This window comes from Streptomyces sp. NPDC044033, assembly GCF_056434425.1.
In genome coordinates this window covers 1-21,681 of the sequence record NZ_JBWKFF010000021.1, presented here as the reverse complement: position 1 = coordinate 21,681, position 21,681 = coordinate 1, and the positions used below count along the sequence as shown (strand labels likewise).

Sequence of the window (21,681 nt, the reverse complement as noted above, 5' to 3'; positions counted from 1 at the left end):
TGTGCGTGACGAGGGAGAGGGCCGATGCCACCGAGGACCGCCCCCACGGCTCGCCAACAGCGCCTGGGTTCAGAACTCCGCAAGCTCCGCGAGCTGGCGGGCATGACGGCCTCGGAGGCAGGCGCCCTGCTCGGCGCCGACCAGGCCCGTATCAGCAACATCGAGTCCGGCCGGGCCGGCATCAGCGCTCACCGGCTGCGCGCGCTGGCACACACCTACGGCTGCGCGGACCGTCAACTCATCGACGCGCTCACCACCCTTACGGGCAATCGCGCCCGCCACTGGTGGGAGGAGTACCGCGGCACGCTGCCGCCGGGGCTGCTCGACCTCGCCGAGATCGAGCACCACGCCGTGGCGCTGCGCACCGCGCAGACCGCCATCCTGCCCGGCCTCCTCCAGACCGTCGACCACGCCCGGGTCATCTTCGACCAGGGCGTACCGCCGCTGCCGCCCCACCAGGTCGAGCACCGGGTGTCGCACCGCGTGAAGCGCCAGGGGGTCCTCTACCGCGGCGCCCCGATGCCGTACACGGCGATCATCCATGAAGCGGCGCTGCGCATGCGGTTCGGCGGCCGGGAGATGACGCGCGCTCAACTCGGCCACCTCGTGGACATGAGCGAGCGGGAGAACGTGCGGGTGCTGGTGGTCCCCTTCGACCGGGGCGAGTTCCCGGGCGCGGGGCAGACCATCCTGTACGCGTCGGGGCCGGTGGCGCAGCTCGACACCGTACAGCTGGACCAGTCGCACGGCCCCGCGCTGCTGAACGCGGCGGACCAGCTCGCCAACTACCGGGCGCTGCTGGACCGGCTGGAGGAGCTGGCGCTCGACCGGGCGCCGTCCCGCGACTTCATCCGCGCCATCGCCCGCGCGCTGTGACGTGCCGGGCCCCCACCCGGGTCAGGGCTGGTTCAGATAGGCGAGGACGGCGAGGACGCGGCGGTTGCCGCTGCCGTCGTCGGCGATGCCCAGCTTGCCGAACATGGTGGTCGTGTACTTGCTGATGGCGCTCTCGCTGAGGAAGAGCCGCCGGCCGATGGCCTGATTGGACAGCCCTTCGGCCATCAGGCCGAGCACGGCGTGCTCGCGCTCGGTGAGCCCGCCGAGCCGCCGGGTCGAGGCCCCGCTGGCCAGCAGCTTGGCGATGACGGCCGGGTCCATGGCGGTGCCGCCGGCGGCGACGCGTTCCAGGGCGTCGACGAACTGGTCGGCGTCGAAGACGCTCTCCTTGAGGAAGTAGCCGACGCCCCCCGCGCCGTCGGCCAGCAGTTCGCGCGCGTACAGCTGCTCGACGTACTGCGAGAGGATCAGGACCGGCAGCCCGGGCAGTTCGGCGCGGGCGGCCAGCGCCGCGCGCAGGCCCTCGTCCGACTGGGCCGGCGGCATCCGGACGTCGATGACGGCGACGTCCGGCCGCCACTCCAGCAGCGCGTCGAGCGTCTCGGGCCCGGTGGCCGCCGTCGCCACCACCTGGTGCCCGCACGCCTCGATGAGGCGGACCATGCCCTCGCGCAGGAGGTAGAGGTCTTCGGCTACAACGATTCGCATGGCACCATCATCCTCATGCGGGTCGGACCGCCTGCCGGGCTGGTGATCTCCAGGGTGCCGTCGAAGACCGCGAGGCGGCGGCGCAGCCCCGCGAGCCCGCCGCCCTCCCGCACGGCGGCCCCGCCCCGGCCGTCGTCCTCGACGTCCACGACGATGGCGGCGCCGTCCCGGGCGATGGAGATCCGCGCCCCGCTCGCGTGGGCGTGCCGGGCCGCGTTGGTCAGCAGTTCGGCGGTCGCGAAGTACACGGCGGACTCGATCGGCGGGTCCAGACGCAGCCGAGCGCCGGCGCTGACCGCCGTTTCCAGCGGGCTGTCCAGGGCCAGGGCCCGTACCGCGTCGACGAGCCCCCGGTCGTTGAGCACCGGCGGGTTGATGCCCTGAACCAGTTCGCGGAGCTCGGTCAGGGAGGTGACGGCACCGGCCCGCGCCTCCCGCATCAGCGCCCTGGCCTGGTCGGGGTCGGTCTCCATCAGCTTCTCCGCGGTCGTCAAGGAGAGCCCGAGCGCGACCAGTCGGGCCTGTGCCCCGTCGTGCAGGTCCCGCTCGATGCGGCGGATCTCGGCGGCCTGCGCGACCGTCGTGTCCGCGCGCTGGGCCGTCAGCTCCGCCACCCGGCCCGCCAGCGCCATCGCGGGCGAGCCGCGCAGGAAGCGGACGGCTACGGGCGCGGCGGACCGCCAGGCGTACGGGGCGACGGCGACGGCCACGAGCAGGCCGAGCACCCCGGCCAGGCGCGCGGCGGGCTCCGGCCGCAGGACCCCGAGGACCGCCACCGCGACCCCGGCCGGCGGAACGGCCGAGACCAGGCCCGCGGTGATCGGCACGAGCGCCGTGAAGCGCAGGTCGCGCCGGGTGGCGGGGTCACTCCACCGGAGCCGCATCCGCTGGTCCCGGAGGGCGTCGCGGCGGGTGCGCTGGTAGGAGAAGCCGTTCCACCAGTACCCGGTGGACAGCCGCACCACCGGCTCGGCCTCCCGGTAGCCGGCCGGGATGACGGTACCCGTCCACTTCGCGACGAGGGAGCGGAACATCCGGCAGACCGGACGGGACAGGAGCAGCGTGCCGAGGCAGGCCCATACGAACTCCGGAATCCACACCCACGGGCCCGCCCCCCACCACATCCACAGCACCACGGCGGCGGCCCATACGGCCGGGACCAGCAGGCTGACGGCCACCACGGCGCAGGCCCGCGCGAACCCCACGCAGGCGCTGGACACCCACAACCTCACCTGTCGCATGACACTTCCTTCTTCTGGTTCTTCCGCATCGGGGTCCCGCCGGTACAGGCGGTACGGCCGGTGCGGCTCGGCGTTCTCACTCTGCACCGCGCGGGGCCCCGGACCCCCCGGTTTCGCGGCGGAGTGGGTCTGGCCCCACCCACCCCGGCGTCCAGCCCCATACCCCGCCTCCCGCGCGCTCCCTAGCGTCGACAACACGCCGACCGGCACAGCGGAAACAAGGGAAGAGGGACATGGACACCACCACCCGCACCACGGCCGAGGCCACCCGCCTCGGCGCCCCGGACGTTCAGCAGACCTTCGGCACGGTGAGGAGGTTCGTCGTGGGCTACGGCGCGATCAGCGTCGCGGTCCTCATCGCGGATGTGGTCCTCGCGACCGCCGGAAAGCAGCCGACGCCGTTCATGTGGGGCCGGGCCGGCGGAGTGCTCGCGAGCGCCGTGGTGACCTACTGGCTGACCGGCCTCGCCGCACGCGGCTCCCGGTCGGCGTTTCTGCGCGTACGCGTCATCTCGGTGGTCGCGCCGGTCGCGATCGTCGCCATCGACGTGATCCCCGGCGCCCTCCCGGCGTGGTTCGTCGCGGCACAGATCGCCGGCGCCCTGGTCCTCGCCCCCACCGCCTTCCTCGTCAACGGGGCCGCGCCGCGCGCCGCGTTCACGGCGCCGCGCTGACGGCCGTACCCCGTTCACGTACGCGGCCCCCGACGGAAGGACCGTCGGGGGCCGCGTACGTGAACGGGCTCAGTTCGCACCGGCGTCAGAGCTGCCGCGCGACCTCCGCCGCCCAGTAGGTGAGGATCATGCTCGCGCCCGCGCGCTTGGCGCCGACGAGGGTCTCCATGATGATGCGGTCGCGGTCGACCCACCCGTTGGCGGCGGCGGCCTCGATCATCGCGTACTCGCCGGAGACCTGGTACGCGGCGACCGGCACGTCCACCGCGTCCGCGACCTGCCGCAGGACGTCCAGGTAGGGCAGCGCCGGCTTGACGATGACCATGTCGGCGCCCTCTTCGATGTCGAGCGCCAGCTCGCGCAGGGACTCCCGGGCGTTGGCCGGGTCCTGCTGGTACGTCTTGCGGTCGCCGGTCAGCGAGGAGGCGACGGCCTCCCGGAAGGGGCCGAAGAACGCGGACGCGTACTTGGCGGTGTAGGCCAGGATGGAGACGTCCTGGTGGCCCGCGCCGTCCAGCGCCTCGCGGATGACCCGGACCTGGCCGTCCATCATGCCGCTGGGCGCGACCACGTGGACGCCCGCGTCGGCCTGGACGCGCGCCATCTCGGCGTACCGCTCAAGCGTCGGGTCGTTGTCCACCCGGCCCTGCTCGTCCAGCACGCCGCAGTGGCCGTGGTCGGTGTACTCGTCCAGGCAGAGGTCCGACATGATCACCAGGTCGTCGCCGACCTCGGCCCGTACGTCCCGGATCGCGACCTGGAGGATGCCGTCGGGGTCCGTGCCCTGACTGCCGACCGCGTCCTTCTCCTCGGGCACGCCGTAGAGCATGAACCCGCCGACGCCCGCCGAGACGGCCTCGACGGCCGCCTTGCGCAGGCTGTCGCGGGTGTGCTGGACGACGCCCGGCATGGAGGTGACCGGCACCGGCTCGACGGCGCCCTCCCGCACGAAGGCGGGCAGGATCAGATCGGCCGGGTGCAGACGCGTCTCGGCGACCATCCGGCGCATGGCCGGGGTGGTGCGCAGCCGCCGCGGGCGCGCCCCTGGGAAACTTCCGTAATCCGTGCTCAACTCCGTGCCCTCCTACGCGATCCGGGCCGCCGCTCGCTGGGCCGGGTGACCGGGTCGCCGGCCTCCAGCGCGGTATCGCGCCGCGCGGCCCCGAAGTCCGCGAGCGCCGCGGCCAGCTTGTGCACCGAAGGCTCGGGCGACATGACGTCCACGCGCAGCCCGTGCTCCTCGGCGGTCTTGGCGGTGGCCGGACCGATACAGGCGATCACGGTCACATTGTGCGGCTTGCCGGCGATGCCGACCAGGTTCCGCACGGTCGAGGACGAGGTGAACAGGACCGCGTCGAAGCCGCCGCCCTTGATCGCCTCGCGGGTCTCGGCGGGCGGCGGGGAAGCGCGTACGGTCCGGTAGGCGGTGACGTCGTCGACCTCCCAGCCCAGCTCGATCAGCCCGGCGACCAGGGTCTCCGTGGCGATGTCCGCACGCGGCAGGAAGACCCGGTCGATCGGGTCGAAGACCGGGTCGTAGGGCGGCCAGTCCTCCAGCAGCCCGGCGGCCGACTGCTCGCCGCTCGGCACCAGGTCCGGCTTGACGCCGAACTCCACCAGCGACCTGGCGGTCTGCTCGCCGACCGCCGCGACCTTGATCCCGGCGAAGGCGCGCGCGTCGAGCCCGTACTCCTCGAACTTCTCGCGCACCGCCTTGACGGCGTTGACCGAGGTGAAGGCGATCCACTCGTAGCGGCCGGTGACCAGGCCCTTGACCGCGCGCTCCATCTGCTGCGGGGTGCGCGGCGGCTCGACGGCGATCGTCGGGACCTCACTGGGCACGGCGCCGTACGAACGGAGCTGGTCGGAGAGCGATGCGGCCTGCTCCTTGGTGCGCGGCACGAGCACGTTCCAGCCGAACAGCGGCTTGGACTCGAACCACGAGAGCCGGTCGCGCTGCGCGGCCGCACTGCGCTCGCCGACCACGGCTATGACGGGCTGCCCGCCATTCGGCGACGGCAGCACCTTCGCGGCCTTGAGCGTCTGCGCCACCGAACCGAGCGTCACAGACCAGGTGCGCTGGCGCGTCGTGGTGCCCGCGACGGTGACGGTCATCGGGGTGTCGGGCTTGCGCCCGGCCGAGATGAGCTCGCCGGCGGTGGCGGCGACGGTGTCGAGGGTGGCGGTGACCACCGCGGTCACCTCGCTCGCGCCGATCTCGGCCCAGCACCGGTCGGAGGCCGTACGGGCGTCCAGGAACCGGACGTCGGCGCCGCTCGCGTCGCGCAGCGGCACACCGGCGTAGGCGGGTACGCCCACCGCGTTGGCGACGCCGGGCACCACCTCGAAGGTGACGCCCTCCGCGGCGCAGGCCAGCATCTCGTCGGCGGCGTTGCCGTCCAGACCGGGGTCGCCGACGACCGCACGGACGACCCGCTTGCCGCTCCGCGCCGCCCCCATGACAAGATTGGCGGTGTCCCTAAGAACCGGGACCTCGGCGGCAGTTGATGAGCCATCAGCTACCGTCTGGGCCGGCATGCCGTGGCTCTCCACGGCCGTATTGGCACGCACATGAGCACGTACCACGTCGAGCACGTCCGGATCGGCGATCAGTACGTCCGCTGCCGCCAGTGCCTCCACGGCTCGGAGCGTCAGCAGTCCCGGGTCTCCGGGACCGGCACCCAGGAAGGTGACGTGCCCGTGCGCGGGGTGGTTAGGGGCGGTGGGGTTCAAAGTGCTCGCTCCCCCATAAGACCGGCCGCACCCTTTGCCAGCATCTCCGCGGCGAGTTCCCGGCCGAGGGCCGAGGCTTCGTCGCTGGAGGCCGGAACGGGACCGGTGGTGGACAGCTGCACCAGCGTCGAGCCGTCGGTCGAGCCGACGACGCCGCGCAGGCGCATTACGGTGACAGCCTGCCCGTCGGCCTGCAGGTCGGCCAGCGCACCCACAGGTGCGGAGCAGCCGGCCTCCAGGGCGGCGAGCAGGGAACGCTCGGCGGTCACGGCGGCCCGGGTGAACGGGTCGTCGAGCTCGGCGAGCACGCTGGCGAGTCCGGGAGCGCCGCCGACCGGGTCGGCGACGCACTCGACTGCCAGGGCCCCCTGGCCGGGGGCGGGCAGGACCGAGTCGGCGGGCAGGAACTGGCTCGCCTCCCCGATCCGGCCGATGCGGGTGAGGCCGGCCGCGGCCAGCACGACGGCGTCCAGTTCCCCGCCGGTGACGTACCCGACGCGGGTGTCGATGTTGCCGCGGATCGGCACGGTCTCGACGTCCCGGCCGAGCGACCGCGCCCAGCCGTTCAGCTGCGCCATCCGGCGCGGCGAACCGGTGCCGATCCGGGCGCCCGGCGGCAGCGACTCGAAGGTGAGCCCGTCGCGGGCGACCAGCACATCGCGCGGGTCCTCGCGGACCGGGATCGCGGCCAGCACGAGCCCGGCCGGCTCGGCGGTCGGCAGGTCCTTCAGCGAGTGCACGGCGAAGTCGATGTCACCGGCGAGCAGCGCGTCGCGCAGCGCGGAGACGAAGACGCCGGTACCGCCGATCTGCGCGAGGTGCTCGCGCGAAGTGTCGCCGTACGTCGTGATCTCGACGAGCTCCACGGCGCGCCCGGTGAGCGTGCGCACCGCCTCGGCGACCTGAGCTGACTGGGCCATGGCTAGCTTGCTGCGCCGGGTGCCCAGCCGGAGCGGCCGGCTGTCGGCGGCCGCCGTGGGTGAGGTGTCGTTCATGCCCGCTCCCGTGCTGTGTTCTGCCTGTCGGACCGCGTGTCCGCCCGGCTGACGGCGGCGACCGCCTGCGGGTCGAGGTCGAAGAGTTCGCGCAGCGCGTCCGCGTACCCGGCGCCGCCGGGCGTCGCGGCGAGCTGCTTGACCCGCACGGTGGGCGCGTGCAGGAGTTTGTCGACGACACGGCGGACGGTCTGGGTGATCTCCGCGCGCTCCTTGTCGTCCAGATCCGGAAGGCGGCCGTCCAGCCGCGTGATCTCGCTCGCGACGAGGTCCGCCGCCATGGTGCGCAGCGCGACCACGGTGGGCGTGATGTGCGCGGCGCGCTGGGCGGCGCCGAATGCCTCGACCTCGTCCGCGACGATCGTGCGCACCCGGTCGACGTCGGCGGCCATGGGCGCGTCGGCGGACGCCTCGGCGAGCGACTCGATGTCGACGAGGCGTACGTACTCGACCCGGTGCGCGGCGGCGTCCACGTCCCGCGGCATCGCGAGGTCGAGGAGGTGCAGGAGGGGGGCGGTGCGGCGCGCGTCGTCCACGAGGCCGAGGGGGCAGTCGCCGTCCTGGGCGGTGGCCGCGTCCTGGGCGGTGGCGTCGTCCTCGCCGCGTACGTCCTCACGCGGTGCGAGCCGGTCGGCAGCGCCGGACGCGGCGGCCGAGCTCACGGCCTCGGCGCTCGCCGCCAGCCGCTCGGTGAGGGCCGACAGCACCGACTCGACCGTCAGGACCAGGCCGGTGGCGCCCGTACAGGAGACGACGATGTCGGCCTGGGCCAGCTCGGCGGCGACGTCGGCCATCGGCACGGCGGAGGCCGTGAGCTCGGCCGCGCCCGGGCCGCCGGGCTCGGTCAGCGCGAGCGCCAGGCGCTGGGCGCGCTCCAACGTCCGGTTGGCGACGGCCAGTTCGGTGACGCCGGCGCGGGCCAGGGTGACGGCGGCGAGCGAGGACATGGAACCGGCGCCGATGATCAGGGCGCGCTTGCCGCGCGCCCACTCCTGGACGGAGGCGCCGTCGGCCAGCTGCTCCAGGCCGAAGGTCACCAGCGACTGACCCGCCTTGTCGATGCCGGTCTCGCTGTGCGCGCGCTTGCCGACCCGCAGGGCCTGCTGGAAGAGGTCGTTGAGGAGCCGCCCGGCCGTGTGCAGCTCCTGGCCGAGGGCGAGCGCGTCCTTGATCTGGCCGAGGATCTGGCCCTCGCCGACGACCATCGAGTCGAGCCCGCAGGCCACCGAGAAGAGGTGGTGGACGGCCCGGTCCTCGTAGTGCACGTAGAGGTAGGGCGTCAGCTCCTCCAGCCCCACGCCCGTGTGCCGGGCGAGCAGGGTGGACAGCTCGGCGACGCCCGCGTGGAACTTGTCCACGTCCGCGTACAGCTCGATGCGGTTGCAGGTGGCGAGCACCGCCGCCTCGGCGGCGGGCTCGGCGGCGAGGGTGTCGTGCAACAGCTTCGCCTGCGTGTCCGCCGCGAGCGCGGCGCGCTCCAGCACGCTGACCGGCGCGCTGCGGTGGCTCAGGCCGACGACCAGGAGGCTCATGACCTCTCCTCGCTTCGCTCGGGCCGCCCCGCGCCGGGGACGTCGTGGTGGATGGTCCGTTCTCTGAACCCGCTCATGCCGGCATCACGGCGGGTACATCGCCGTCGGGTCCCTTTCGGCCGCCGGAGCCGGTGACCGTACGGGCCGCCGTCGGCGGCGGCGCGGTGGCGGCGGATTCGGACTCCTCGCCCGCCTTGCGCTGCTCGTGGAAGGCGAGGATCTGGAGCTCTATGGACAGATCAACCTTCCGCACGTCCACGCCCTCGGGCACGGTCAGCACGGTCGGCGCGAAGTTGAGGATCGAGGTGACCCCGGCGTTGACCAGCCGGTCGCAGACCTGCTGGGCCGCGCCGGCCGGGGTGGCGATGACGCCGATGGAGACCCCGTTGTCGCTGATGATCGCTTCGAGTTCGTCGGTGTGCCGGACCGGCAGGCCCGCGACCGGCTTGCCGGCCATGGCCGGATCGGCGTCGATCAGGGCCGCGACCCGGAAGCCGCGCGACGCGAAGCCGCCGTAATTGGCGAGCGCCGCCCCGAGGTTGCCGATACCGACGATCACAACCGGCCAGTCCTGGGTCAGGCCGAGCTCACGGGAGATCTGGTAGACGAGATACTCGACGTCGTAGCCGACGCCCCGGGTCCCGTACGAGCCGAGGTAGCTGAAATCCTTGCGCAGCTTCGCGGAGTTGACCCCCGCGGCGGCTGCGAGTTCCTCGGAGGAGACCGTGGGGACCGAACGCTCGGAAAGCGCGGTCAGCGCACGCAGATACAGCGGAAGCCGGGCGACGGTGGCCTCGGGAATCCCTCGGCTTCGGGTCGCCGGTCGGTGAGTTCGGCCAGTTGCCACGGTGCTCCTGCGGGTAGCGCGGGGCTGCGGGCGGCATCTTGTCGCAGGACCGCCCCGTCGAATGCAGGCTATGTCTTTGTGAACGCGTGCACAAAGATGGTGTCCGCTTTGTCCGAGCAAAGTGACAGGCGTCACGCGCCCTTTCAGCCGCTTCCGGGAACCACCGCCCGCACCACCGCGACCACAGCCGTATCGCGGGTTCACCGACGGGAGCACGCGCCCTCACTCCTTGCCACTATGCCCCCGGACACCAACAAATCGCCCACCATGGTAGTCGCCCCGGGCACCCTTACTGACCGCTTCACGGCCATCGGGGCGAGATCGGGAGACCGGCGGAGGGCCATCGCACGACGACCGGACAAGGACCGAGGGCCCCGCCGCCGACCGCCCCGTACCGGGCACAATGACTGCCATGACCCCGCTGCTGCGCCGCCCGGCCCGTAAGAATCCCGCCAACAGCACGGTGACCCTGATCGGCAAACCCGGCTGCCATCTCTGCGACGACGCGGAGGCGGTCATCGAGCGGGTCTGCGCGGAACTCGGCGCGAGCTGGGAAAAGAAAGACATTACGCAGGACGCGGAACTGCACCGCCAATACTGGGAACAGATCCCGGTGATCCTGGTGGACGGCGCGCAGCACGACTTCTGGCGAGTGGACCCCGCTCGGCTGCGGAAGGCGCTCGGCGGGTAAGGGCCCGGGGCGCCTACCCGGCCGGGCGCGCGACGCCTGGCACGCGGCGCCTGGCAGGCGCGCCGATCCGACCGGGGGAGGGCACAGGCTCGCACCGGAGCGTGGCGGGAAGTTCACGCGCCCGAATCGTTCCGAGTCCGGCCGCACCGAACAAACTGGCTATGCTCGCGCCATGGCCGCACTGGGATGGCTCACCCCCCGTAGGCGCTCCGCCACCGCACGCAGCGTGCTGGCCGGCGAGGCGGCGGCGGAGGCAGCCCGCAAGTCCGCGCACGACACTCCCGACATGGCAGCAGAGGAGGGGCGCGAGCCCGCCTCCCCCGAACGCGCCGAGACAACTGAGCCCGCCGAGGCCGCTGAGGCCACCGAGGCAGCCGAGCCGTCAGGCTCCACCGAGGCCGCCGAACCGGAGTTCCCCGTCGTCGGCGACGAGAAGGCCGCCGCCTTCTTCGACCTCGACAACACCGTGATGCAGGGCGCGGCCCTCTTCCACTTCGGCCGCGGCCTCTATAAGCGGCACTTCTTCCGCAAGCGCGAACTGGCCCGCTTCGCCTGGCAGCAGGCGTGGTTCCGGCTGGCCGGCGTCGAGGACCCCGAGCACATGCAGGACGCGCGCGACAGCGCCCTGTCCATCGTGAAGGGCCACCGCGTCTCGGAGCTGATGTCCATCGGCGAGGAGATCTACGACGAGTACATGGCCGAGCGCATCTGGCCCGGCACCCGCGCGCTGGCCCAGGCCCACCTGGACGCGGGCCAGAAGGTCTGGCTGGTGACCGCGGCCCCCGTCGAGACCGCGACGATCATCGCCCGCCGGCTGGGGCTGACCGGCGCCCTGGGCACCGTCGCCGAGTCGATCGGCGGCGTGTACACGGGCAAGCTGGTCGGCGAACCGCTGCACGGCCCGGCGAAGGCCGAAGCGGTACGGGCCCTGGCCACGGCCGAGAACCTGGACCTCGCCCGCTGTGCCGCGTACAGCGACTCCGCCAACGACATCCCGATGCTGTCGATCGTCGGCCACCCGTACGCCATCAACCCCGACACCCACCTGCGCAGACACGCCCGCGAACGCGGCTGGCGCCTACGCGACTACCGTACGGGCCGCAAAGCCGCGCGCGTCGGCATCCCGGCGGCGGCGGGCGTGGGCGCCCTCGCGGGCGGCGCGGCAGCGGCAGTAGCCCTGCACCGCCGCCGCCGCTGAACCACGAACAACCCCGGGCCCGACTCGACCCGCCCGACGCTTGAGGACCGGGGCCGGGGCCGGGGCCGGCGCACAAGCACCCGCCCGATCCAGCCCGTCCGGCGATTGAGGACCGGGGCCCGGGGCGGAGCCCCGGTGTCCGCCGGCCCGAGCGAACCCGCGAAGCCCTGCCCAATCCAGCCCGTCCGGCGATTGAGGACCGGGGTCCGGGGCGGAGCCCCGATGAACCCGCGCCACTCAGCCCGTCCGGCGATTGAGGTCCCCCCGCCCCGGGCCGCCCCGACGCCACCCCGACGCCGCCCCGGGGCGGCCCGCCCCGACGCCACCCCCGCCACACCCCCCGTCGCCCGCCGTAACCACCGTCACCCCCATGCCAATCCCGCCGTTTCACCCCCACACGGCCCCCGCCAGTCCCCTTGTGTCCGGGTTGCCACAACACGCCAGCCAGCCAATCAACTCTTGACTCACTCCGATCAATAACCGCCACATGTTCGACACTTGATCGGTCGTTAACCGGTAACAGACCGGACGTAAACGATGATTTGAGCAACTGGGTGTAGCGTCGCCTACACGAAGCGTTATCCTCCTCAGACGCAAACCGGTACCCGCACGTCCCTACGACGAGTGAACGGTCCCGCACTGCACGTGATGGAAGCTCTGCCTCTGGGAGTCCCGTGTACCCACACGTCGGGGTTGACGCCTCGGGCCTGGCTACGCTCCGCGCAACGGTCATCGACCGCCTGCGCGGTTTCGTCCCCACCGCGTACGCCGTCCCCGCCCTTGCCCCGCTCGCCCCCGCCGGCGGTCCCGCCGGCCCCTGCTATGCCATGGCCGAGAGCACCACGGCCGTCGGCAGACGCACCCGCGGACGTACCGGCTCCGGCACCGGCACGTCCACCGCCCCCCGCCGCCCGAGCGCCGACAGTGACAGCGCTCGCATGATGGACCTGGTCGAGCGCGCCCAGGCCGGGGAGGCCGACGCCTTCGGCCGCCTCTACGACCAGTACTCCGACACCGTCTACCGATACATCTACTACCGCGTGGGCGGGAGGGCCACCGCCGAGGACCTCACCAGCGAGACGTTCCTGCGCGCCCTGCGCCGCATCGGCACCTTCACCTGGCAGGGCCGCGACTTCGGCGCCTGGCTGGTGACCATCGCCCGCAACCTCGTCGCCGACCACTTCAAGTCGTCGAGGTTCCGGCTCGAAGTGACCACCGGGGAGATGCTCGACGCCAACGAGGTCGAGCGCAGCCCGGAGGACTCCGTCCTCGAATCCCTCTCCAACGCCGCGCTGCTGGAAGCGGTCCGCAAGCTCAACCCGCAGCAGCAGGAGTGCGTGACCCTCCGCTTCCTCCAGGGCCTGTCGGTCGCCGAGACCGCCCGCGTCATGGGGAAGAACGAGGGTGCCATCAAGACCCTCCAATACCGTGCCGTGCGAACCCTCGCCCGGCTCCTGCCGGACGATGCCCGCTGACCCTTGGTATTCACCCCCTCACCTGCGGTCAGATCATCCGGACCGCGTAACCCGAGTGCCGCGCCGCTCGTTGTGCGGGATGCAGGCTCCCTGCGGTCACGCCATGCCCGCAGCCACTCACTCGATCGAGTGGACGCGATCAAGGCGTGCAACCTTCCAGGTGTCCTGGGGAGTCGACCGTCATGACGAGAGGAGGTGCCGCCTGTGATCGCGAACGTATCGGCGCACCGGCGGGCGAACGCCTTCGCCCAGTCCCTGGAGGAGCAGGCGCTCCAGGGCGCAACGGCCGAGCAGTCCGATCCATCGGCGGAACACGCCGAGCGGAATCGGCTGCTGGCCCTGGCGAGCGGGCTCGGCGAGCTACCGGCACCGGAGTTGGACCCCGAAGTCAAAATCGTGCAGCGTGCGCAGCTGATCGCTGCCATGGAGGCACAGTTCGCGGAGGGCGCAGCCCAAGTCCCCGAGCAGCGTTCCGGAAAAGGCACGCACCGGGCGAGCCCGCTGAGCAGGCTGCGGCCGCGCTCCCGCTGGTCCAAGGGGCTCGCCGCCGGCGGGCTCACCGTGGGCGTGGCGGCGGGCGCGTTCGGAGGCGTCGCCGCGGCGAGCAACAACGCCCTGCCCGGCGATTCGCTGTACGGACTCAAGCGCGGCATGGAGGACTTCAAGCTGGGCATGGCCGACGGCGACTCCGATCGCGGCCAGGCCTATCTTGACCAGGCGTCCACGCGGATGCAGGAGGCCCGTCGCCTCCTGGAGCGCGGCCGCCTCGGCGACCTCGATCACGAGTCCGTCGGCGAGGTCCGCAAGGCGCTCTCCGGCATGCACTTCGACGCCTCCGAGGGCCACCGGCTCCTCCACGAGGCGTACGAGCGCGACGGCTCGCTCAATCCGATCCGGGCGCTGTCCTCCTTCACCACCTCGCACCGCGAGGGCTGGCACCAGCTGCGCGAGCGGCTGCCCCTTCAGCTCACGGACGTGCGTGACCAGGTGAGTTCGGTCTTCGACGCCATAGACGAGGAGGTCGGCCCGTTGCGGTCGCTGCTCCCGGCCACCCCGGGCAAGCAGGGCGCCACGGAGCGGCGCGGTGCTCCCCGGCACGCCGCGCCGGATCACACGGCCCACCCGACGCCCTCGCCCCATCCGACCAAGGCCGACAGCGGTCCGGGCGGCGGCGGTCACCATCCGTCCCCGTCCTCATCGGCCGACAAGAGCGAGGACGGCGGTCTCCTCGGCGGCACCGGCCTGCTGGATCCGCCCGCCAAGGACCACGGCGACAGTCCGGCCCCGTCCCACGGGGAGGACGGCAAGGACGGCAAGTCGGGCGGAAAGCCGGACATCACCATCCCGCCGCTGCTGCCGGGCCTGCTGCCGGGCCTGGGCATCAACGGCGACGACGGGAAGTGACGCCGGAGGCGGAGAGACCCGTTCGGGCCTCTCCGCCTCCGGCACCACCGTCAAAAGAACGCCTGCTTAAAAGAACGCCCGCTTAAAAGAGTCCCTGCTGCAAAGAGCCCCGGCTCAGAAGAACACCGGCTCAGAAGAACACCGAACGCCGCTGCACCAACAGCTTGTACAGCGTGTGCTGAATCGTTTCGCGCACCTGGTCCGTCAAGTTGAACATCAGCATCGGATCGTCCGCCGCCTCCGGTGGATAGCCGTCCGTCAGGATCGGCTCCCCGAACTGGATCGTCCACTTCGTCGGCAGCGGCACCGCGCCCAGCGGCCCCAGCCACGGGAAGGTCGGCGTGAGCGGGAAGTACGGGATGCCCAGCAGCCGCGCGAGGGTCCGCGCGTTGCCGATCATCGGATAGATCTCCTCGGCGCCGACGATCGAGCACGGCACGATCGGCGCCCTGGCGCGCAGCGCCGTCGAGACGAAACCGCCTCGCCCGAAGCGCTGCAGCTTGTACCGGTCGGAGAACGGCTTCCCTATCCCCTTGAACCCCTCCGGCATCACCCCCACCACCTCACCGCGCTCCAGCAGCCGCTGTGCGTCCTCCGCGCAGGCGAGGGTGTGGCCGGCCTTCCGCGCGAGCTCGTTGACCACCGGCAGCACGAAGACGAGGTCGGCGGCCAGCAGCCGCAGATGGCGACCGGCGGGGTGCTCGTCGTGCACCGCGGCCTGGAGCATCAGCGCGTCGAGCGGCAGGGTGCCGGAGTGGTTGGCGACGATCAGCGCGCCGCCCTCGGACGGGATGTTCTCGATGCCCTTCACGTCGACCCGGAAGTACTTGTCGTAGAACGGGCGCAGCATCGACATGATCACCTGGTCGGTGAGTTCCTCGTCGTACCCGAACTCGTCGACCTCGTACTCGCCGGTGATCCGGCGGCGCAGAAAGCTCAGCCCGTGCGCCAGCCGCTGGTCCCAGCCCCCGCCGCCGTTCTGCCGCGACGGCTCGCCGGCGGGCTCCGGCTCCTCCTCGCGCTGCGGTGGTACGGGCGCCAGCGGGACCTCCGCCCGGCCGCTCGCGCGCCCCGCGCGCCTCACCCTGCGCCGGGACCGCGGTTCCTCGCCGAACGGAATGACCTTCGCGTCCGCCATGTTGGGTGCGCTCCTCAATTCTGGTCGCCGCCGACAGGCAGCACCGCGGCGATCCGGTCGACGGTACGGGCGAGGTTCTCGGGCGGGAGCAGCCCCGGACCGCGACTGCGCGCGTAGTCCGCGAACGCCTCCGCGGTGGTGTATTTCGGTTCAAATCCCAGTGTCTCGCGCATCTGCGTGGTCTGGACGACCCGCCCGTGTGTCAGCAGCCGGATCTGCTCGGGCGAGAAGTCGCTGATGCCGAGGGAGCGCAGCGCGGAGCCGATCCAGGTGACGGTCGGCAGGAAGAAGGGGAGCGTGGGGCGGCCGAGGCGGCGCGCGGTCTGTGAGAGCAGCAGCACGCCGTCACCGGCGATGTTGAAGGTGCCGCTGTTGAGCGTGGAGCGGCGCGGCTCGCCGGCGGCGATGCGCAGCACCTCGATCGCGTCGTCCTCGTGCACGAACTGGAGGCGGGGGTCGAAGCCGAGCACGGTGGGCAGGACGGGCAGCGAGAAGTACTCGGCGAGCGGCGAATCGGCGCACGGCCCCAGCACGTTGGCGAAGCGCAGCACGCAGACGGCCACGTCGGGGCGGCGGCGCGCGAACCCTCGTACGTACCCCTCGACCTCGACGGTGTCCTTGGCGAAGCCGCCGCTGGGCAGCGACTTCGGGGGCGTGGTCTCGGTGAAGACCGCGGGGTCGCGGGGCGCGGAGCCGTACACACTGGTGCTCGACTTGATCACGAGCCGCTTGACGGTCGGCGCCTTCTGGCACGCGCCGAGCAGCTGCATGGTGCCGATGACGTTGGTCTCCTTGACCAGGGTCCGGCCGCCGCGCTTGCCGAGCGGCGTGCCGTTGACGTCCATGTGGACGACGGTGTCGACGCCGTGCTCGGCCAGGACCTTGCCGATCGTGGGATGGCGGATGTCGGCCCGTACGAAATCGGCCCCGCCCAAGTGGTGCTCGGGGGGCACGGCGTCCACACCGATGACCCGGTCGACGCCGGGCTCCCGCTGGACGCGCCGTACGAAACGGCCGCCCAGCTGACGTGCGACCCCGGTGACGAGCACGACCTTGCCCAAGATCAGCGCCTTCCCTCGAAACCCCGCTCGACGAGCGGGGCTTTGGCCGCCACCGTAGCGGCTCGTTGTTGCGCTGTGATGACCGCCCGATGCATGGAGCTACATTTCAAGCCGTAGTGAAGGGCTCACGCAAAGCGACGTTCTGCCCTGGGGCGGAGCGCCACGGACGCCACCCCGCCCTCACAGCACCGCAGCCCTCCCACCGTGATCCGGTGGAAGGGCTGCGGGATGTACACAGCGTCGCTGCTTACTTCTTGTTGCGACGCTGAACGCGCGTGCGCTTGAGCAGCTTGCGGTGCTTCTTCTTGGCCATCCGCTTGCGCCGCTTCTTGATAACAGAGCCCACGACTACCCTCGCTAACTTCGATCACTCGGTGCGGGGCGTCCGAGCCCACACTACCTACATCAGGCCAGCCTACCCGGCACCGAGCGATCGGCGTAATCCGAGGTGCTCGTCAGAGCACAGGCCGGGGAAATGCCTCCCCCGGCCCGCTCCCTAGGCGGTTTCCACCCCCACATAGGACTCGCGGAGGTACTCGTGCACCGCCTGCTCTGGGACCCGGAAGGACCTGCCCACCCGGATCGCCGGCAGATGACCACTGTGCACCAAGCGGTACACGGTCATCTTGGACACTCGCATCACCGAGGCGACTTCCGCCACGGTCAGGAACACGACCTCATTCAGAGGCCTCTCGCCAGCAGCCATGTCACACCTGAACCTTCCGCACATGACGGGCACCGGCTTCCCCTCCGGTGACTCCTCGTCGCTGCGCGCTCACTCCCCAGGTTAGGGGCGGGTGATACGAGTGGGGAAGAGGAGCAGCGATCGGCCGCCTACTGTGACAGACACGCTCGATTGAGTACATAGCGAGTAAGCGGTCGGTAGTAATCAGACCGCACAGTGTCATCAAGCGGAACGGCCACGGACACCCGCCCCTCGGCCTGCCCCACGAACAGCGCCGGATCGTCCGTGTCCGCCAGACCGATGGCCTCAATGCCCAGCTGACCTGCTCCGCAGACCCATCCGTGATCCCCGATGACGAGGGTGGGCAGGGTGCTGCGAGCGTCTACCGCGGCCGCCAGAGCGGTACGAATCGGGAGGGGGGAATGGGTGTGTGCGCCCGGCGTACTCCCGGGCTCCCGTGCGCCGGGTTCCCGCACCATCGCGACTCCCCGTACGTAGTCAAGGTTGTACGTACGTACCCCGAACCGGGTCGTCATGTCGACTCTTCGACCCTGCGCCGGGGTGAGAACAGTGCATCCCGCCGCCGACAGGGCCCCGGCCAACGAGGCGTAGAAGCCCAGGAGCCGGTGCGGGTGACCGGTCCCGATCAGCACCGTCGCGCCCTCCTCCACCGCCGCCCGGAGCCGGTCGGCGAAGAATCCGAGCGCCTCCACCGTACGGTCGGGGTCGATCACATCCTGCCCAGAAGTATGTTCCGGATCGACCGAAACCCCACACCGTTCGCCCATAAGCCCAAGCAACTCGACCAGAGACCAGTCGCGTTCGGGCTCCAGCCCGATCAGCGCGCGGGGGTCCCGCGCGACGAAGAGCCGGTAGCGGTGCAGGCTCCGCTCACGGCTCGTGGCCACGGGGCCGGCCAGCCGGGCATCGAGCAGATGCGCGCGCAGGGCGTGTGAACTCACCACGGGCTCCATGGTGGCGGTTCACCGAGGGCCGGGGCGGGCAAATCGCCAAAAGCGTGCGCTAGGGGACGGCAGGGGTCCGTGGGGCGCGCGAAGGCGCTCGGCCCCGCTCCCCCGCCCTACGGCAACGGCAGCAGCCCGTGCGCGGGGAAAACCGCCCGTCGCGTGGCGAGAATCGCCTGATCCAGCCGGTCCGCCGGGTCGTATCCGGACTCCAGGAAATCCCGCCACCCGGGCTCCCGCCCGTCCGTCATACGGACCGGCGCCGCCTCCCGGGTCCGCCGGTACACCTCGTGCCGCCACTCCTGCGGCACCAGGGACTCCGGCGGGACCGCCCGCCCCGCCGCGATCCCCACCAGATGGGTCCACGACCGCGGCACCACGTCCACCACCGCGTACCCGCCGCCGCCCAGCGCCACCCAGCGCCCCCGCGCGTGCTCGTGTGCCAGCGCGTGGCACGACTCGGCGGCCATCCGCTGCGCGTCCAACGACACCGCCAGATGCGCCAGCGGGTCCTCGAAGTGCGTATCGGCCCCGTGCTGCGTCACCAGCACGTCCGGCCGGAACGCCGCCAGCAGCTCCGGCACCACCGCGTGGAACGCCCGCAGCCACCCCTCGTCCCCGGTCCCCGCCGGCAGCGCGACGTTGACGGCCGAGCCCTCGGCCTCGTCCGCCCCCGTCTCCTGCGGCCAACCGGTCTGCGGAAAGAGCGTGCTGGGGTGCTCGTGCAGCGAGATGGTGAGCACCCGCGGGTCCTCCCAGAAGGCCGCCTGCACCCCGTCCCCGTGGTGCACGTCGACATCCACGTACGCGACCCGCCGCGCACCCAGCTCCAGCAGCCGCGCCACCGCCAGCGCCGCGTCGTTGTAGACGCAGAACCCGGACGCGCCGCCCGGCATCGCGTGGTGCAGCCCGCCCGTGAAGTTCACGGCGTGCAGCGCCTCACCGCGCCACACCGCCTCGGCCGCGCCCACCGACTGGCCGGCGATCAGCGCCGACGCCTCGTGCATCCCCGCGAACGCCGGGTCGTCGGTGGTCCCGAGCCCGTACGTACCGTCGGCCGCCCTCGGGTCGGCCGACACCCGGCGCACGGCGTCCACGTAGTCCTGCCGGTGCACGAGCCGCAGCGTGGAGTCGCCGGCCGCCTTCGCGGCCACCACGTCGACCTCGCGGTGCAGCCCGTACGCCTCGACCAACCGCATGGTCAGCGCGAGCCGCACCGGGTCCATCGGGTGCCCCGGGCCGAAGTCGTAGCCCGTTACTGCCTCATCCCACATCAACTGTGCGCGGCCGCTCATGCCCGCCACGGTATCGGTCGGCGGCGGAACCGAACGAGTGGGCGTAGAAGAGCATCGCGAGCACGAGCAGCAGCGGGACGGCCATCGCGCCGCGGTAGCTCCAGGCGTCCCCCAGGGCCCCGACAAGCGGCGAACCGATCAGAAAACCCACATAGTTGAAGATATTCAGACGCGCGATGGCGGTATCCGTCGCTCCGGGGAACAGCCGCCCGGCCGCCGCGAAGGTCTGCGGCACGATCACACACAGCCCGAGCCCCAGGATCGTGAACCCGAGCATCCCCGCCCACGCCCCGGGCGCGACCGCGACCACCCCGAAACCGCACGCCGCCACCACCGCCCCCATCCGTACGATCGCGACCGGCCCGAACCGCCGTACGCCCCGGTCGCCGACGGCACGGCCCAGCAGGGTCATCACCATGTAGACGTTGTACGGGACCGTCGACAGCTGCTCCGAGCTGTGGAGCACGTCCTGGAGATACTTGGCGCTCCAGTTGGACACGGTCGAGTCACCTATATAGGCGAAGGCCATGACCATGCACAGCGGCCACAGCAGCCTCATGGTGACCGGAGCGCCTGGCCGGGCCGCCGCTGCCGCGCCGTCGCGGCTCACACGCTCCTCGTGGCTCTCGTGGCTCTCCTCGGGCCTCTCCTGCTGCGGTCTGCGCTGGTCCAGATACCAGCGGCTGGCGACGAGGGCCGCGGGGATCACCACCACGACCAGCGGCGCGTAGAGGACGGCGAGCGAGAGGTGCCAATGCGCGCCGGCCCAGGCGAGCGAGGCCCCGACGATCCCTCCGAGGCTGTACGCGGCGTGGAAGCCCAACATGATGCTCCGCCCGTACGCCCGTTGCAGGCTCACGCCGAGCATGTTCATCGACGCGTCCAGACCGCCCACCGTCAGCCCGAACAGCCCGAGCGCGACCGCCGCCTCCCACACCGCGTCGCCGGAGCCCGCGGCGAGGAGCGCGAGGCAGACGGCGGGCTGCGCCCAGCGCAGCACGACGCTCGGCCGGACCCGCGCCACCAGGTGCTCCGTACCGATGCTGCCGACGCCCGCGAGGATCGGCACGGCGGCCAGGAAGACGGGCAGCAGCCCGTCGGATATCCCGTACTGATCCTGAATGGCCGGGATCCGGGTCACGAGCAGGGCGAACACCGCGCCCTGGACGAAGAAGCTGACGGCCAGGGCTTTGCGGCCGTGCCGCAGTCGCGCCGCTGAAGCGGAGGGGGCGGTCATGGCGGGGAGCGTACGGGCCAGAACTACCGCTGGGTAGATGGATCACACAGCGAATTACGGGAGTGGGGGCCGGGGTGGTTCGGGCGCCGGCCTCGGCGGCCGGGACTGGAGGCGCGGGAGGGCTCTGGCCAGGGACGGGCCAGGCCCGGGCGGCTCAGCCGAGGAGCCGCGGAAGGTCCCCCAGGTCCGTGAACACCTCGGTCGCGGCGGACAGCCGGTCGGCGGGGGTCATCGACGTGAAGCCGAATACGTCCATCCCGGCGGCGACGGCGGCCTCCACTCCGAGCGGGCTGTCCTCGATCACGACGCACCGGCCCGGCTCGACCCCCATCGACCGTGCCGCGTGGAGGAACAGGTCGGGCGCCGGCTTGCCCCGCCCGACGTCGTCCGCGCTGAAGATCCACTCCTCCTCGAACCACTCGTCGAGCCCGGCCCGGCGCTGCCCGACCCTGATCCGCTCGTGGCTGCCCGAGGACGCCACGCAGTACGACACCCCCTCGGCGACCAGGTACTCCAGCAGTTCGGCCGCCCCCTTCACCGGCTGCAGGTGCTGCTCGAAGGCGCGGAAGATCCGGGCGTGCAGCGTCTCGTCGAACTCCGCCGGCAGCTGCCGGCCGGTCCGCTCCTGGACGGTGTCGTGAATGCGGTGGACGGCGGCGCCCATGTAGTCGCGGAGGGACTCCTCGTACGAGGTGGGGTGGCCCAGTTCGGACAGGTACTCGGACAGCACCTGGTTGGAGAGCGGCTCGCTGTCGACGAGCACTCCGTCGTTGTCGAAGATGATGAGGTCGTAGCGCATGACTGCACCCTAAACGCAAAAATGCCTCAGTCCCCGAACCATACGGTTCGGGGACTGAGGCGTTTCACAATTTGTTCGGCGGCGTCCTACTCTCCCACAGGGTCCCCCCTGCAGTACCATCGGCGCTGAAAGGCTTAGCTTCCGGGTTCGAAATGTAACCGGGCGT

21 protein-coding genes and 1 rRNA gene are annotated in these 21,681 nt (G+C 71.8%); 6 read left to right on the top strand and 16 right to left on the bottom strand.

The features are described from left to right. The first annotated feature begins 24 nt into the window (after nucleotides 1-24). The gene (locus AC07AB_RS30735) at nucleotides 25-876 is read left to right on the top strand and encodes a helix-turn-helix domain-containing protein (protein WP_478573654.1); all 852 of its coding nucleotides are present in this window, start codon (nucleotides 25-27) and stop codon (nucleotides 874-876) included. 21 nt (nucleotides 877-897) lie between these two features. On the opposite strand, the gene AC07AB_RS30730 is transcribed toward AC07AB_RS30735, so the two are convergent. Continuing rightward, nucleotides 898-1,545, bottom strand: a complete 648-nt coding sequence (locus tag AC07AB_RS30730; RefSeq protein WP_478573651.1) for a response regulator transcription factor — start codon at nucleotides 1,543-1,545, stop codon at nucleotides 898-900. Further along, the gene (locus AC07AB_RS30725) at nucleotides 1,530-2,786 is read right to left on the bottom strand and encodes a sensor histidine kinase (RefSeq protein WP_478573649.1); all 1,257 of its coding nucleotides are present in this window, start codon (nucleotides 2,784-2,786) and stop codon (nucleotides 1,530-1,532) included. Before AC07AB_RS30725 ends, AC07AB_RS30730 begins: the two co-directional genes overlap by 16 nt. 233 nt (nucleotides 2,787-3,019) lie before the next feature. Here AC07AB_RS30725 and AC07AB_RS30720 point away from each other — a divergent pair, with 233 nt between their 5' ends. After that, entirely contained in the window at nucleotides 3,020-3,460 is a 441-nt protein-coding gene (locus AC07AB_RS30720) for a hypothetical protein (RefSeq protein ID WP_478573647.1), read from the top strand. Nucleotides 3,461-3,545: 85 nt separating this feature from the next. On the opposite strand, the gene hemB is transcribed toward AC07AB_RS30720, so the two are convergent. From hemB to AC07AB_RS30695, 5 genes are all read right to left on the bottom strand, one after another. Next, nucleotides 3,546-4,532 carry a porphobilinogen synthase gene (gene hemB, locus AC07AB_RS30715; RefSeq protein ID WP_478573645.1) on the bottom strand — a complete coding sequence of 329 codons (987 nt, stop codon included), beginning with the start codon at nucleotides 4,530-4,532 and terminating at the stop codon, nucleotides 3,546-3,548. Further along, nucleotides 4,529-6,193 (bottom strand): bifunctional uroporphyrinogen-III C-methyltransferase/uroporphyrinogen-III synthase, encoded by a 1,665-nt coding sequence (locus tag AC07AB_RS30710; protein WP_478573642.1) that lies wholly within the window; start codon nucleotides 6,191-6,193, stop codon nucleotides 4,529-4,531. Before AC07AB_RS30710 ends, hemB begins: the two co-directional genes overlap by 4 nt. Continuing rightward, nucleotides 6,190-7,188, bottom strand: a complete 999-nt coding sequence (gene hemC, locus AC07AB_RS30705; RefSeq protein WP_478573639.1) for a hydroxymethylbilane synthase — start codon at nucleotides 7,186-7,188, stop codon at nucleotides 6,190-6,192. The genes AC07AB_RS30710 and hemC overlap by 4 nt, the downstream gene beginning before the upstream one ends. Next, nucleotides 7,185-8,720, bottom strand: coding sequence for a glutamyl-tRNA reductase (locus AC07AB_RS30700; RefSeq protein WP_478573636.1), 1,536 nt, complete (start codon nucleotides 8,718-8,720; stop codon nucleotides 7,185-7,187). The genes hemC and AC07AB_RS30700 overlap by 4 nt, the downstream gene beginning before the upstream one ends. Nucleotides 8,721-8,793: 73 nt before the next feature. Continuing rightward, on the bottom strand, nucleotides 8,794-9,567 hold the full coding sequence (locus AC07AB_RS30695) for a redox-sensing transcriptional repressor Rex (protein WP_478573633.1): 774 nt from the start codon (nucleotides 9,565-9,567) through the stop codon (nucleotides 8,794-8,796). 412 nt (nucleotides 9,568-9,979) lie between these two features. Here AC07AB_RS30695 and AC07AB_RS30690 point away from each other — a divergent pair, with 412 nt between their 5' ends. The 4 genes from AC07AB_RS30690 (at nucleotide 9,980) to AC07AB_RS30675 (ending at nucleotide 14,335) form a co-directional block, all read left to right on the top strand. After that, nucleotides 9,980-10,258, top strand: coding sequence for a glutaredoxin family protein (locus AC07AB_RS30690; RefSeq protein ID WP_478573630.1), 279 nt, complete (start codon nucleotides 9,980-9,982; stop codon nucleotides 10,256-10,258). A gap of 172 nt (nucleotides 10,259-10,430) precedes the next feature. Further along, nucleotides 10,431-11,456, top strand: a complete 1,026-nt coding sequence (locus tag AC07AB_RS30685; RefSeq protein ID WP_478573627.1) for an HAD family hydrolase — start codon at nucleotides 10,431-10,433, stop codon at nucleotides 11,454-11,456. Between the two features lie 674 nt (nucleotides 11,457-12,130). Then, nucleotides 12,131-12,931, top strand: coding sequence for an ECF subfamily RNA polymerase sigma factor, BldN family (locus tag AC07AB_RS30680; RefSeq protein WP_478573624.1), 801 nt, complete (start codon nucleotides 12,131-12,133; stop codon nucleotides 12,929-12,931). Nucleotides 12,932-13,135: 204 nt separating this feature from the next. After that, nucleotides 13,136-14,335 carry a DUF5667 domain-containing protein gene (locus tag AC07AB_RS30675; RefSeq protein WP_478573621.1) on the top strand — a complete coding sequence of 400 codons (1,200 nt, stop codon included), beginning with the start codon at nucleotides 13,136-13,138 and terminating at the stop codon, nucleotides 14,333-14,335. Between the two features lie 130 nt (nucleotides 14,336-14,465). Here the strand turns inward: AC07AB_RS30675 and AC07AB_RS30670 are convergent, their stop codons facing one another. The 9 genes from AC07AB_RS30670 to rrf all read right to left on the bottom strand — a co-directional run. Continuing rightward, nucleotides 14,466-15,473, bottom strand: a complete 1,008-nt coding sequence (locus tag AC07AB_RS30670; RefSeq protein WP_478573618.1) for a lysophospholipid acyltransferase family protein — start codon at nucleotides 15,471-15,473, stop codon at nucleotides 14,466-14,468. A gap of 14 nt (nucleotides 15,474-15,487) precedes the next feature. Continuing rightward, entirely contained in the window at nucleotides 15,488-16,534 is a 1,047-nt protein-coding gene (locus AC07AB_RS30665; RefSeq protein ID WP_478573615.1) for an NAD-dependent epimerase/dehydratase family protein, read from the bottom strand. Between the two features lie 247 nt (nucleotides 16,535-16,781). Next, nucleotides 16,782-16,880 carry a 30S ribosomal protein bS22 gene (locus AC07AB_RS30660; protein ID WP_003948845.1) on the bottom strand — a complete coding sequence of 33 codons (99 nt, stop codon included), beginning with the start codon at nucleotides 16,878-16,880 and terminating at the stop codon, nucleotides 16,782-16,784. Between the two features lie 150 nt (nucleotides 16,881-17,030). After that, on the bottom strand, nucleotides 17,031-17,240 hold the full coding sequence (locus AC07AB_RS30655; RefSeq protein ID WP_031145511.1) for a helix-turn-helix domain-containing protein: 210 nt from the start codon (nucleotides 17,238-17,240) through the stop codon (nucleotides 17,031-17,033). Between the two features lie 128 nt (nucleotides 17,241-17,368). Continuing rightward, a complete protein-coding gene (locus AC07AB_RS30650; RefSeq protein ID WP_478573613.1) occupies nucleotides 17,369-18,184 on the bottom strand; it encodes a phosphatase in 816 nt (271 codons plus the stop codon). Nucleotides 18,185-18,300: 116 nt separating this feature from the next. Further along, nucleotides 18,301-19,479 (bottom strand): acetoin utilization protein AcuC, encoded by a 1,179-nt coding sequence (locus AC07AB_RS30645; RefSeq protein ID WP_478573610.1) that lies wholly within the window; start codon nucleotides 19,477-19,479, stop codon nucleotides 18,301-18,303. Beyond that, complete coding sequence (locus tag AC07AB_RS30640; RefSeq protein ID WP_478573607.1) at nucleotides 19,448-20,716, bottom strand: MFS transporter; 1,269 nt, start codon at nucleotides 20,714-20,716, stop codon at nucleotides 19,448-19,450. The genes AC07AB_RS30645 and AC07AB_RS30640 overlap by 32 nt, the downstream gene beginning before the upstream one ends. 154 nt (nucleotides 20,717-20,870) lie before the next feature. Beyond that, nucleotides 20,871-21,515: an HAD family hydrolase gene (locus AC07AB_RS30635; RefSeq protein WP_478573605.1), complete on the bottom strand. Its 645-nt coding sequence runs from the start codon at nucleotides 21,513-21,515 to the stop codon at nucleotides 20,871-20,873. Nucleotides 21,516-21,588: 73 nt separating this feature from the next. Beyond that, a 5S ribosomal RNA gene (gene rrf / locus AC07AB_RS30630) occupies nucleotides 21,589-21,681 on the bottom strand; the annotation flags it as partial.